Below are 12,239 nucleotides of genomic sequence, written 5' to 3'. Positions count from 1 at the left end.
CACCGGCCGCCCGCGCAGGAACGGGCCCGCCTCGGTCTCGAACGCGGTCAGGTCTTCGGTGATCGTCCAGCTCATCGGCCCATGGTGGCCCCGCGTCCGGGCCGCGCGCACGCCGTTTTCCGGCTCGGCCGCGCCGCGGGTCACGGCTCCAGCAGCCCCCGGCGTTCCAGCAGCGGTTCGGTGCGCGGCGGGCGGCCGCGGAAGGCGGCGAAGGCCGCCATCGGGTCGACGCTGCCGCCCCGGGAGAGCAGCGCGCGGCGGAAGGTGTCGCCGTTGGCGCGGCGCAGGCCGCCGTTGTCCTCGAACCAGGTGACGGTGTCGGCGTCCAGGACCTCGCTCCAGATGTAGGAGTAGTAGCCCGCGCTGTACTGGCTGGCGAAGATGTGCTGGAAGTACGTGGTCCGGTAGCGCGGCGGGATCGCGGGGAGGGCCAGTCCCGCCGCCTTGAGCGCCGCCGCTTCGAACGCCAGCGCGTCGCCGGGGTCGGCGCCCGCGGGCAGGGTGTGCCAGGCCCAGTCGAGCAGGGTGGCGGCGAGGTATTCGACGGTGGTGAAACCCTGCCCGAACCGGGCGGCGTCCCGCATGCGCTGGACGACGTCGGCGGGCATCGGCTCGCCGGTCTCGTGGTGGACGGCGTAGCGCTCCAGGACCGAGGGCCACAGCGACCACATCTCGTTGACCTGGGAGGGGTATTCGACGAAGTCGCTCGGCACGCTGGTGCCGGAGAAGTACGGGTAGCGGACGGCGGAGAACAGGCCGTGCAGCGCGTGCCCGAACTCGTGGAAGAGCGTGTCGACCTGACTGAACGTCAGCAGTGCGGGCTCGCCGGCCGCGGGCTTGGCGATGTTGTGGTTGTTGACCACCACCGGCCGCTTGCCCAGCAGTTCCGACTGGCTGACCAGCGAATTCATCCAGGCCCCGCCGCGCTTGGACTCGCGGGCGAAGAAGTCGCCGAGGAAGAGGCCGAGGGGGCTGCCGTCGGCGTCGAAGACCTCGAAGACCCGGACGTCGGGGTGGTAGCCGACCAGGTCGGGGCGTTCGGTGACGGTGATGCCGTAGACCTCGTGGGCGGCGTGGAAGACCCCGTCGCGCAGCACCTTGTCGAGCGCGAAGTACGGGCGCAGCGCGGACTCGTCGATGTCGTAGCGCTCCTTGCGGACCTTCTCCGCGTAGTACGACCAGTCCCATGCCTCGACGGGTCCGCCCGCCAGTTCCGCGAGGGCGGCCGCCTCGCGCTCCGCGTTGGCCAGCGCGAGCGGCACCAGGCGGTCGAGCAGGTCGGTGACGGCCTGCGGGCTGCCCGCGGTGCGGTCGGCGACGACGTACGCGGCGTGGCTGGGGTAGCCGAGCAGCGCGGCGCGTTCGGCCCGCAGGGTGGCGATGGTGACGGCGAGAGGGCCGTTGGTGTCCTGGGCGCGGTTCAGGGACGCGGTGAGCAGGCGGCGGCGCACGTCGCGGTCGTCCAGCGAGCCGAGTTCGAGCTGGTTCGAGAAGTTGCGCAGGCTCAGTACGTAGGAGCCGTCGTGGCCGAGCGCCGTGCCGTTCTCTGCCGCGGCGGCGATCGCGCCCGCGGACAGGCCGGAGAGCTGGGCGGGGTCGTCGAGGACGAGGGCGGCGGCCTTGCTGGCGGCGACGATGTTCTGGCCGAAGGCGGTGGAGGCGGCGGCGATCTCGGCGTTCAGCTCGCGCAGCCGTCGCTGGCCGTCCGCGTCCAGTTCCGCGCAGGAGCGCTGGAAGGCGGTGCGGTAGCGCTCCAGCAGCCGCAGCGACTCGGCGTCGAGGCCGAGGGAGTCACGGGTGTCGTACAGCGACGTGATCCGGGCGTAGAGGCCGGGGTTGAGGCGGACGGCGTCGCTGTGAGCGGCGAGCAGCGGGCTGATCCGCGACTCGGTCTCCCGCACGGCGGGGGTGATGTGCGCGGACGCCTGGTTGAAGAAGGCGGCCCTCACCCGGGCGAGCAGCGCACCTGAACGCTCCAGCGCGACGAGGGTGTTCTCGAAGGTCGCGGGCTCCGGGTCGGCCGCGACGGCCTCGACCTCCGCGAGGTGCTCCGCCAGTCCCTGCTCGAAGGCGGGCAGGTAGTGCTCGTCCCTGATGTCGGCGAACGGCGGCAGCTCGTACGGCAGCGGACTCGGGCTGAGGAACGGATTCGTCGTCACCCCGTCGACCCTACGCGCGGTCCGGGGGGCGGCGGCTCCGCGCGTGAAAAGCGCCCGCCCAGGTCACGGACCTGTGCGGGCGCCGATGTGATGCCGGTGGTGGTGCCGGTGGTGATGCCGGTGTGTCAGCCGCCACTCTTGCGACGGAATTCCCGCTGTCCTCCGGCCTTGCCGTGCGCGCCATGGATCTTGGACTGGTTGTTGCCGCCCGAGGCGGCTCCCTTGCGCGCGCCCTGCTTGCGCTCCAGTGCCTCGCGGAACTTCCGCTTCACCTCGTCCTCGTCCGGCGCCTGCGCCTCGGCGTCCGAATCGGTCTCCGGTTCCGCCGCGGCGTCCTGCGGTGCTGCTTCAGCGGCCACGGTGGCCTCCTGCTCTTGGTCGGTCATGCCACCAGAGTCGCATGCCGGACGGCGTCGGCCCACCCGATATCGCCGGGGCACACCGCGCGTGTACGGTTCCGTTCACCACTTCCGGGGAGGATCAGACTGATGACCTGGCTGTTGTACGGCGCCACCGGCTACACCGGCCGCTTGATCGCCCGCCGCGCCGCAGCACTGGGACAGCGCCCTGTGCTGGCCGGTCGCAACGCCGCGAAACTGGTGCCGCTGGCCGCCGAACTGGGCCTGGAACACCGGGTGTTCGGTCTCGGCGACCCGGCCGCGATACGCCACGGTCTGGACGGTGTGGAGACGGTGGCGCACTGCGCGGGCCCCTTCGCGCGCACCGCGCTGCCGATGGCCACCGCCTGTCTCGACTCCGGCACCCACTATGTGGACATCACCGGTGAGATCGATGTCTTCGAGTCGCTGCACGCGCTCGACGCACGCGCGGAGAAGGCCGGGATCACCCTGCTGCCCGGTGCGGGCTTCGACGTGGTGCCGACCGACTGCGTCGCGGCGCTGCTCGCCGCCCGGCTGCCCGACGCGACCCAGCTCGACCTCGCCTTCCTGATCGGCGGCGGGGCGAGTCCCGGTACCGCGCGGACCGCGCTCGAAGGCATGGGCGTGGGCGGCAGGATCCGTACCGGCGGCGAGATCCGTACGGTGCCGGTCGGTTCGCGCCAGGTGCAGGCCGCCTTCCCTTCCGGCACCCGCAAGGTCGTGTCGATCCCGTGGGGCGATGTCAGCACCGCCTACTACTCGACGGGCATTCCCGACGTGACCACGTACACCTATGTCCCCGTGCCGACGCCCGCGCTCGCCGCGAGCAGGCTGCTGCGGGTCGGGCCGCTGCGCGGGGCGCTGGCGGGCGTGGTCGGCAAGCTGGTGCGCGGTCCCGGCGAGCGCGCCCTGAGCGGGAGCCGCAGCGAGGTGTGGGGCCGCGCCCGTGACGCGGCGGGCAACACGGTGACCGCGACCCTCACCGGTCCTGGCCCGTACGGCATGACGGCCGATTCCGTACTGCGGATCATCGGGCGGCTGCCGGGGCTGCCGACCGGTTTCCAGACGCCGTCGCTGGCGCTGGGCGCGGACTACGCGGGCACGCTGGACGGGGTGACGGTCACGGTGGAGGCGCTGGGCTGAGCGCGGCGCCCGGACACGGCGGGCGGTCTCACCCCGGGGGCCGGTCAGCCGCGGTTGCCGACCAGGAACAGCAGCCAGATGAAGAAGGCCAGCGCGTGGGCGACCACGACGTAGACCAGGACGCGCAGGACGACGCCGCGTTCCTTGCGCTTCTCGGTGCCGTTGGTGGTGCCGACCACCAGCGAGCGCCGCGGGGGCACCTGCTCGGGGGTCGGGGCGGGTGCCGGGTTCTGGCCGCTCATCGCCGGGCTCCTCTGGTCTCGTCGCCCCGGGCGCGTGCGCGGGGCTGATCCTTACGGTCCTGGTCGGCGTCCTGCGGGCCGACGCACAGGGCGGAGGTCTCGCTCTGCATGAGGGTGTGGACGAACAGCAGGTCCACTCCCCCGGCGTCCGCCGCCTCCAGCCGGTGCGGCACCAGTGAGTCGAAGTGCGCGGAGTCCCCGGCGCCCAGGGTGTGGCCGCGGTCGCCGAGGCTGAGCAGCAGCGTGCCCCCGGTCACGTACAGCCACTCCTCGCCGGGGTGGACACGGACGAGCGCGCGCTGGGCGCCCGACGGTATGTGCAGGCGCAGCGCCTGCATCGCGCGGCCGGTGCCGCCCGCCCGCCAGTACGTCCAGCCGCCCGCGGGCACGGCCGTCATACGGTCGCCGCGTACGATGGGATCCGGCTCGGCCTCCGTCTCGCCCAGCAGGTCGGAGACGGTGGTGCCGTAGAGCCGGGCCAGGCCGAGCAGTACCGGCAGCGAGGGCTGGCGCAGGCCGGACTCCAGCCGGGACAGATGGGCCGCGGACAGCTCGAGCCGTCGGGCGGCGGTCTCCAGGGTGAGGCCGCTGGCGCGTCGCCGGTCCCGCAGTCGGGGCGCGAGGACGAGATGGTCCGTGGACAGCGCACCCGGGGGTGGCGCACTGTCCACGGAGTCGAGGGTGTCCGTGCCGTGGGTGGCGTCCATGCGTTCCATGGAACAGCAAGGCTTGCCTCTCAGGCAAACGAGTTACCTCAGAGGCAAAAACCGGTGATCAGCGCTTGCGGCCGATACCCCCGTAGACCCCGATCTTGCGCAGTTCGGCGGGCTTGAGCTCCGGGCCCTCCGGGTGCCAGAGCGGGACCTGCACCAGACCGGGCTCGATCAGGTCGTACCCGTCGAAGAGGGCGAGCACGTCGGCGTGGCTGCGGGCGGTCAGCGAGGCGGTGGCCTTCTTGTAGACCTCCATCACCTCGGGCGCCACATCGGTGTGGAAGTCCGCGGTGGCGTGCGAGAGCACCAGGTAGCTGCCGGCCGGCAGCGCCTCGCGCAGCGTGTCGAGCATGCCCGCCGGGTCCTCGGCGTCGGTGACGAAGTGCAGCACCGACACCAGCAGCAGCGCGACCGGCTCGTCGAAGTCGATCAGCTCGCTGATAGTGGGGTGCTCAAGGATCGTGCGCGGATCGCGCATGTCCCCGAGGAAGAAGCCGGTGTTGCCGGTGCCGATCAGCCGCGCCCCGGCGTGGGTGGCCACGATCGGGTCGTTGTCGATGTAGGCGATCCGGACGTCGGGCGAGACCGAGTGCGCGATCTCGTGGGTGTTCGGCGAGGTGGGGATCCCGGTGCCGATGTCGATGATCTGCCGGATCCCGCCCTCCACCAGGTGGCGGACGGCTCTGCTCAGGAACGCACGGTTGGCGCGGGCGCCCAGGACCACGTCCGGGGCGACGTCGAGGACACGCTGAGCGGCTTCCCGGTCCACCTCGTAGTTGTCCCAACCACCGAGGAAGTAGTCGTACATACGGGCCGGATGCGGTCTGCTGGTGTCTATCTCGTCGACGGGGAATCCCTGGTCGGTCACGCCGTCCTCCGCTTCCTTCGCTTCTGCTGTGCTCTGTGCGTCATACGTGGTGCTCATCCGAGGAGGAAATCCGCTTCGCCGGCCTTGGCGCCCTGGATGAAAGTGGTGATCTCGTAATTGGTGTAGATCAGCGCCGGACCGTCGGGGTCGGTCGACTGGCGCAGCGCCACCCGTCCGTCGTTCAGCCGTTTCGCTTCCACGCAGGAGCCGCCGTTACCGCCGCTCCAGGGCTTGCGCCATCCGTCGGGGCCGAGTTCGGTGGCGGGCATTCCGTTGTAGATACCGTCGTGGTGTCTGCCGTGGGCGGCGTCGTGCACGGTGTCGAACATGTCGCCGTACCCGTATACGCCGTCGTTGCTGACGCGATCCATGGTTCAGATCTCCTTGCGCATGCCATCGAGGATGGCTTTGGTGCTCTGTGCCGGCGCGGCCTGCGCGCACATCCGGTCGAGTGCCTCCAGGAAGGTGGACACGTCGTCCCGCTCGTCGAAGTAGACGCCGCCCACCAGGCTCTCCGAGTAGGCGATGTCCGGGATCTCCTGGAGCTGGAACCGGAAGATGTGGAAGGGCCCGTACATGGCGGGGTGCGGGCCGGAGGCGAACGGGATGACCTGGAGGCGTACGTTCAGCAGCTCGGTCGCCTCGGCGAGGGCGTCGATCTGCTCGCGCATCACCTGCCGGCCGCCGATGGGGCGGCGCAGCACGGTCTCGTCCATGACGACCCACAGCAGCGGGGCGTTGGCCCTGCGCACCAGCGCCTGACGCTCGACGCGCAGTTCGACCAGGCGCTCTATCTCCTCGGCCGCCGCGTGCGGCATCCCTGCGCGCAGCACGGCGCGCGCGTACGCGGGGGTCTGGAGCAGGCCGGGCACGTAGTGCGGCTCGTAGGCGCGGATGACGGTGGCCTCGCCCTCCAGACTGACGAAGGCGCTGAACCAGTCGGGCAGGACGTCGCGGAAGCTGTGCCACCAGCCGGGCCGGTTGGCCTCGCGGGCCAGGGCCAGGAAGCCGCCGATCTCCTCGGGGGTGGTGATTCCGTAGGTGATCAGGAGCTTTTCGACATAAGGGATCTTCAGCCCGACTTCGGCCTTTTCCATCCGCCGGATCGTGGCGTGGGTGACGTCAAGGGCCTGCCCGGCCTGTTCGAAGCTGAGCCCGGCCCGCTCGCGGAGGTCCTGGAGTCGCTTGCCGAGCACCATGCGCAGGACGGTCGGAGCGCCGCCCGGCCGCGGGTCCATCACGTGGCTCAACCTCCAACTCCCTTGGCTGTTAAGCAGTGTGGCATGTCGTCAGCGTCAGCGACAGCATGTTCTGTTGAATTTGCAAATTACAGAACGCACCTTGCCATGTGTCTGGCACGAGCCTCATAGTTACGGAGTGGTTCCTTCACCCAACGCTCTCCGACGCGAGCGCCATGACACCGGTGGCGGCTGTGGCCGCCACGACGTCTTTCGGCTGCCCGCGCAGAGCGCTTCGGTGGCCGACGCCCGGGGCCGGATACGCGACCGGCTGGGCGAGTGGAACGTGTGCCCCGAACTGGTGGACGACGCGAGCCTGGTGGTGACCGAACTGTTCACCAACGCGGTGCGGCACACCGACAGCGAGAAGATCACCTGCGTCCTGCACCAGCGCGGCGCGGTGATACGGCTGGAAGTGACCGATCAGGGCCGGGGCTCCAGCAAGCCCGTACCGTGCGACGCGGGCGCGGACGAGGAGGGCGGTCGCGGACTGCTCCTGGTGAGCGTGCTGGCGACGGCCTGGGGATCGGAACCCGCGGAAGACGGAACAGGGCGCGTGGTGTGGGCCGAACTGGCCGCACACCCCGCGCCCTCTTGTTAGTGCGAGCTTGTTAGTGCGAGCGGCACTGGCTACAGCGGCGGCGGATCGGGCCGCTTCGGCTCGACGTCGTCGCCCCAGGACTCCCCGCGCGGCCGCCGTCCGATCCAGGCCCTGCGGTCCCGCACCGAGCGCGCTGTCCCCCACCGCGATGTGATGGTGCACCGGACACATACCGTTCGGTACGTGGCGTTCCGCGCTGCCGTATCGTCGGCAGTGCCCCAGGTCGCAACGTATGAGAGGTAGGAGGATCACCGGTGACGCAGGAATTGCCGCAGACCGACCCGACCGGATCCGAGCCGACCGGATCCGAGCCGACCGGATCCGAGCCGATAGCCGAGGCGCTGTCCGAGCGCGAGCTGACCGGTGTGCGGAATTTCCGGGACGTCGGGGGTCTGCCCACGACGGACGGGCGCCGGGTACGGCCGGGCGTGCTGTTCCGCAGCGGTCACCTCGCGCACGCCGACGCCGACACCACCGCGTTCCTCACCGGACTCGGCCTGCACACGGTCTTCGACTTCCGCAACCGGGACGACATCCGCGTCGAGGGCCCAGACGTCGACCTGCCGGGCACCGTCCATGTGAACCTGCCGCTCAGCGACCCGGCGAACAACAACAACGCCGGTTTCTGGCACACCGTCCGCAACGGCGACCTGGCCGCGCTGGAGGAGGTGCTGGGCGAGGGCCGCGCCGCGGAGCGGATGGCGCAGTCCTACCGCACGCTGATCCGCGAGCGCACCGCGGAGCACGCCCGGATGCTCGAACTGCTCACCGAGCCCGCCGACCCGGCCGTCCCCGCGCTGCTGCACTGCGCCGCGGGCAAGGACCGCGCGGGTACGTCGATCGCGATCATCCTGCTGGCGCTGGGCGTCGAGCGCGCCGCCATCGAGGCGGACTACCTGGAGAGCAACGCGCGGCACCGCCGCTACCGGGTGCGCCGCGGCGACGGCAGCACCGGCTCCGAGATCGACCCGGCGGTGATGGCGCTGCTCGACCCGCTCTTCGAGGCGCGGGTGGAGTACCTGCGGGCCGCCTTCGAGACCGTCGACGAGGAGTGGGGCTCGGTCGACCGCTATCTGGAGGAGGGCCTGGGCCTGACGAAGGAGCGGCGCGAGCGGCTGCGGGACGTGCTGCTGACGGACTGAACCCACCGGGGCCCGTACACCTGGCGTACGGGCCCCCGTCGGTGTCCCTGCGGTGCGCCTCAGCGGTTGGCGACCGCCTGCTTGACCAGCGTGCGGCCGAAGTCCCACATCAGGCCGCCCCCGCCGTGCGCGTCGTCCATGACGGCGGTGAAGGCCGTCACGAAGCGGTCGACGTCCGCCTCGTTCACGACCAGCGGCGGGATCAGCTTGATGACCTCGACGTGGTCGCCCGAGACCTGGGTGAGGATGTGGTGCCGCTGGAGCAACGGCACCACGACCATCTGCGCGAAGAGCCCCTTGCGGGCGGCCTGGAGCATCGTCCAACGGCTGCGCAGGCCGAGCGACTTGGGGCGGCCGAATTCGATGCCGACCATGAGGCCGCGGCCACGGACGTCCTTGAGGAACTCGTACTGACCGGTGAGCGCGGCCAGCCGGGTGCGCAGCAGGTCGCCCATCAGCCGGGAGTTCTCGACCAGTCGCTCGTCCTCGACCACCGACAGCGTGGCCAGTCCCGCGGCCATCGCCTGGGCGTTGGAGCCGAAGCTGGCGGAGTGCACCAGCACCCGGTCCATGGAGGAGTAGACCTTCTTGAAGATCCAGTCCTTGCCGAGTGTGGCGCCGACCGGCACGTATCCGCCGGACAGCGTCTTGGCGACGGTCAGCAGGTCGGGCTCGACGCCCTCCTCCTGCTGGTAGGCGTAGAAGGTGCCGGTGCGGCCGATGCCGGTCTGCACCTCGTCGCAGATGAGCAGCGCCTTGTGCTGGTGCAGCAACTCCTGGGCGGCGCGCAGGTATCCGGGCGGCGGGATGTAGACGCCGTGGCCCTGGATCGGCTCGATGATCATCGCGGCCACGTCGCCGCGCTTCAACTCCCGCGCGAGCGCTTCGAGATCGCCCACCTCGATCGGGGTGTCGGGCAGCAGCGGTGCGAAGCCGTCCTGGAATCCGGCCTCGCCGTTGACGGACAGCGACCCGGTGGTCAGTCCGTGGAAGGAGTGCTTGCAGTACAGGACGCGCGTCTTGCCGGTGGCGTACCGGGCGAATTTCAGCGCGGTCTCGACGGCCTCGGTACCGCTGTTGCCGAAGAACACCCGGTCCAGGTGCGGCGAGTGGGCGAGCAGCTTCTCGGCGAGCAGGCCGGGCAGCGGCTGGCAGTCGAAGCGGGTCAGGTCGGCGAGCCCCGCGTCGAGCACGTCGTGCAGCGCCTTGCGGACCACCGGGTGGTGCCGTCCGACGCCCATCACGCCGAATCCGGCGAGCATGTCCAGGTAGTCGTTGCCTTCGGCGTCCCAGAAGTGCGCGCCCTCGGCCCGCTCGTAGACCTTGTCGAAGCCGATGGTGTGCAGCATCCGCGGAAGCTGATGGTTCAGGTGCTTGGCGTGCAGGTCGTAGCGCTCGCCGCCGCGCTCGGCGAGCAGCGTCGCCAGGTCGAACCCCTTGGCCGGGCCGGGCACTTCGCCGCCCTCGGCATCGAGGGCGGGCCCTCCCACGCTGCTCTCAGACGATGTCATCGCTCACCTGCTCCTTGCGTACGTGAATGGGTACGGCCTCCCGCGCGGTGTCGTCCGCGGCCCCGGCCGGTTCCCCGACCGTCACCGTACGCGCGCCGCCGTTCCGGGTGTCGGCACGGGTCGTACGGGCGCCGGCACGGGTGTCGATACGGGTCAGGGCCGCGCCGATCCGGCCCGCGATCTCGGCGGGGGTCAGTCCGATGTCGGCCAGCACCTCGGCGCGCTTGGCGTGCGCGAGGAACTGCTGCGGGATGCCGAAGTCGCGCAGCGGCACGTCCACGCCCGCGTCGCGCAGCGCCTGCGCGACGGTCGAACCGACGCCGCCCGCGCGGCCGTTGTCCTCCACGACGGCCACCATGCGGTGGCGCGCGGCCAGTTCGGGCAGCGCCTCGTCGACCGGCTTGACCCAGCGCGGGTCCACGACGGTGACGCCGATACCGCGGCCGGCCAGCAGTTCCGCGACCGACAGGCAGGTGGCGCCGAGCGCGCCGACCGAGACCAACAGCACGTCGGAGGTCTCGCCATCGGACGGCCGGTGCAGCACGTCCATGCCGCCGATCCGGCCGACGGCGGGCAACGGCTCGCCGACGGTCTCTTTCGGGAAGCGGATCACGGTGGGCGCGTCGTCCACGTCGAGGGCTTCGCGCAGTTGGGCCCGCAGTTGGTCGGCGTCGCGCGGGGCGGCGATCCGCAGCCCCGGCACGACCTGGAGGATCGACATGTCCCACATGCCGTTGTGCGAGGCGCCGTCGACCCCGGTCACCCCGGCCCGGTCGAGCACGAAGGTGACACCGCACTTGTGCAGCGCCACGTCCATCAGGACCTGGTCGAAGGCGCGGTTGAGGAAGGTCGCGTAGACGGCGACCACCGGGTGCAGGCCGCCGGTTGCCAGGCCCGCGGCCGAGGTCGCGGCGTGCTGTTCGGCGATGCCCACGTCGTAGACCCGGTGCGGATACGCCTTCGCGAAGGCTTCGAGTCCGACCGGTTGCAGCATGGCCGCGGTGATCGCCACGACGTCGGGCCGCTCGGCGCCGACCCGGACCATCTCCTTGCCGAAGACGGAGGTCCACGACGGGCCGCCGGCCGGGGTGAGCGGGCGGCCGGTGAGCGGGTTGATCGCGCCGACGGTGTGGAAGCGGTCCGCCTCGTCCTGCTCGGCGGCCGGGTAGCCGCGGCCCTTCTCGGTGAGGCAGTGCACCAGCACCGGGCCGCTGAACCGCTTGGCGCGGCGCAGCGCGGTCTCGACGGCGGCGATGTCGTGGCCGTCGATCGGGCCGACGTACTTCAGGCCCAGGTCCTCGAACATGCCCTGCGGGGCGAAGGAGTCCTTGAAGCCCTTCTTCGCGCCGTGCAGCGACTCGTAGAGCGGCTGCCCGATGACCGGGGTCTGCTGGAGGACGCTCTTGCCCCAGGACAGGAAGCGTTCGTAGCCGTCGGTGGTGCGCAGCGTGGTGAGGTGGTTGGCCAGACCGCCGATGGTCGGGGCGTACGAGCGCTCGTTGTCGTTGACGACGATGATCAGCGGGCGGTCCCGGCCCGCGGCGATGTTGTTCAGCGCCTCCCAGGCCATGCCGCCGGTGAGCGCGCCGTCGCCGATGACCGCGACCACATGGTCGTCGCCGCCCTTGACCTGGTTGGCCTTGGCGAGGCCGTCGGCCCAGCCGAGGACGGTGGAGGCGTGGCTGTTCTCGATCACGTCGTGCTCGGACTCGGCGCGGCAGGGGTAGCCGGACAGGCCGCCCTTGCTGCGCAGTTTGGAGAAGTCCTGGCGGCCGGTGAGCAGTTTGTGGACGTAGGACTGGTGGCCGGTGTCCCACAGGACCCGGTCGGCGGGCGAGTCGAAGACGCGGTGGAGCGCGATCGTCAGCTCCACCACCCCCAGATTCGGTCCCAGGTGGCCGCCGGTCCTGGCCACGGCCTGGACCAGGAACTGCCGGATGTCGGCGGCCAGTTCGTCGAGCCGGCCTTCGGGCAGTGCCTTCAGGTCGCGCGGGCTTCGGATGTTCTCCAGCATCGACATAAGTGGACCTCGTTCCCCCTGCCGGGATTGCTATGTTCAGCCGACCGTTCCCGCGACGGCTTGGCCGCCGACGGTCACGGAGGGTTCACCCGATGTGGTGCCGTCGGTTTCCATCTGCTCGGCGAGCTTCATCGCCTCTTCGATCAGCGTCTCGACGATCTTCGACTCCGGCACGGTCTTGATGACCTCACCCTTCACGAAGATCTGACCCTTGCCGTTGCC

General features: G+C 70.9%; 12 protein-coding genes and 1 pseudogene. 3 read left to right on the top strand and 10 right to left on the bottom strand.

What is annotated here, in order from left to right; all coding sequences use genetic code 11:
• Positions 1–140: 140 nt before the first annotated feature.
• Together BGM09_RS02395 and BGM09_RS02390 are read right to left on the bottom strand one after the other, a co-directional pair.
• On the bottom strand, positions 141–2,159 hold the full coding sequence (locus BGM09_RS02395) for a M3 family metallopeptidase (protein WP_188279677.1): 2,019 nt from the start codon (positions 2,157–2,159) through the stop codon (positions 141–143).
• 125 nt (positions 2,160–2,284) lie between these two features.
• On the bottom strand, positions 2,285–2,545 hold the full coding sequence (locus BGM09_RS02390) for a DUF5302 domain-containing protein (protein ID WP_188279676.1): 261 nt from the start codon (positions 2,543–2,545) through the stop codon (positions 2,285–2,287).
• A 102-nt stretch (positions 2,546–2,647) separates the two neighbouring features.
• Between BGM09_RS02390 and BGM09_RS02385 the strand changes: the two genes are divergently transcribed.
• Complete coding sequence (locus BGM09_RS02385; protein WP_188279675.1) at positions 2,648–3,682, top strand: saccharopine dehydrogenase family protein; 1,035 nt, start codon at positions 2,648–2,650, stop codon at positions 3,680–3,682.
• Between the two features lie 44 nt (positions 3,683–3,726).
• On the opposite strand, the gene BGM09_RS02380 is transcribed toward BGM09_RS02385, so the two are convergent.
• The 5 genes from BGM09_RS02380 to BGM09_RS02360 all read right to left on the bottom strand — a co-directional run bounded on the left by BGM09_RS02380 (position 3,727) and on the right by BGM09_RS02360 (position 6,704).
• Positions 3,727–3,924 carry a DUF6126 family protein gene (locus tag BGM09_RS02380; protein WP_188279680.1) on the bottom strand — a complete coding sequence of 66 codons (198 nt, stop codon included), beginning with the start codon at positions 3,922–3,924 and terminating at the stop codon, positions 3,727–3,729.
• The gene (locus BGM09_RS02375; protein WP_188279674.1) at positions 3,921–4,631 is read right to left on the bottom strand and encodes a helix-turn-helix domain-containing protein; all 711 of its coding nucleotides are present in this window, start codon (positions 4,629–4,631) and stop codon (positions 3,921–3,923) included. The genes BGM09_RS02380 and BGM09_RS02375 overlap by 4 nt, the downstream gene beginning before the upstream one ends.
• A 67-nt stretch (positions 4,632–4,698) precedes the next feature.
• Positions 4,699–5,562: an SAM-dependent methyltransferase gene (locus BGM09_RS02370; RefSeq protein WP_188279673.1), complete on the bottom strand. Its 864-nt coding sequence runs from the start codon at positions 5,560–5,562 to the stop codon at positions 4,699–4,701.
• Entirely contained in the window at positions 5,559–5,834 is a 276-nt protein-coding gene (locus BGM09_RS02365) for a DUF397 domain-containing protein (protein ID WP_188279679.1), read from the bottom strand. Before BGM09_RS02365 ends, BGM09_RS02370 begins: the two co-directional genes overlap by 4 nt.
• Positions 5,835–5,879: 45 nt before the next feature.
• A complete protein-coding gene (locus BGM09_RS02360; RefSeq protein WP_188279672.1) occupies positions 5,880–6,704 on the bottom strand; it encodes a helix-turn-helix domain-containing protein in 825 nt (274 codons plus the stop codon).
• Positions 6,705–6,882: 178 nt separating this feature from the next.
• Between BGM09_RS02360 and BGM09_RS37365 the strand changes: the two genes are divergently transcribed.
• Together BGM09_RS37365 and BGM09_RS02350 are read left to right on the top strand one after the other, a co-directional pair.
• The gene (locus BGM09_RS37365; protein WP_317452494.1) at positions 6,883–7,344 is read left to right on the top strand and encodes an ATP-binding protein; all 462 of its coding nucleotides are present in this window, start codon (positions 6,883–6,885) and stop codon (positions 7,342–7,344) included.
• A 254-nt stretch (positions 7,345–7,598) separates the two neighbouring features.
• On the top strand, positions 7,599–8,486 hold the full coding sequence (locus tag BGM09_RS02350; RefSeq protein WP_188279671.1) for a tyrosine-protein phosphatase: 888 nt from the start codon (positions 7,599–7,601) through the stop codon (positions 8,484–8,486).
• A gap of 59 nt (positions 8,487–8,545) precedes the next feature.
• On the opposite strand, the gene BGM09_RS02345 is transcribed toward BGM09_RS02350, so the two are convergent.
• The 3 genes and pseudogenes from BGM09_RS02345 to BGM09_RS02335 form a co-directional block, all read right to left on the bottom strand.
• The gene (locus tag BGM09_RS02345) at positions 8,546–9,997 is read right to left on the bottom strand and encodes an aspartate aminotransferase family protein (protein WP_188279670.1); all 1,452 of its coding nucleotides are present in this window, start codon (positions 9,995–9,997) and stop codon (positions 8,546–8,548) included.
• Positions 9,984–12,017: a 1-deoxy-D-xylulose-5-phosphate synthase gene (gene dxs / locus BGM09_RS02340; protein WP_188279669.1), complete on the bottom strand. Its 2,034-nt coding sequence runs from the start codon at positions 12,015–12,017 to the stop codon at positions 9,984–9,986. The genes BGM09_RS02345 and dxs overlap by 14 nt, the downstream gene beginning before the upstream one ends.
• Before the next feature lie 36 nt (positions 12,018–12,053).
• Positions 12,054–12,239: pseudogene (locus BGM09_RS02335) on the bottom strand (hypothetical protein); the annotation flags it as partial.

This window comes from Streptomyces sp. CBMA29 (assembly GCF_014596445.1).
GTDB lineage: Bacteria > Actinomycetota > Actinomycetes > Streptomycetales > Streptomycetaceae > Actinacidiphila.
This window is presented reverse-complemented; position numbering and strand designations above follow the sequence as displayed.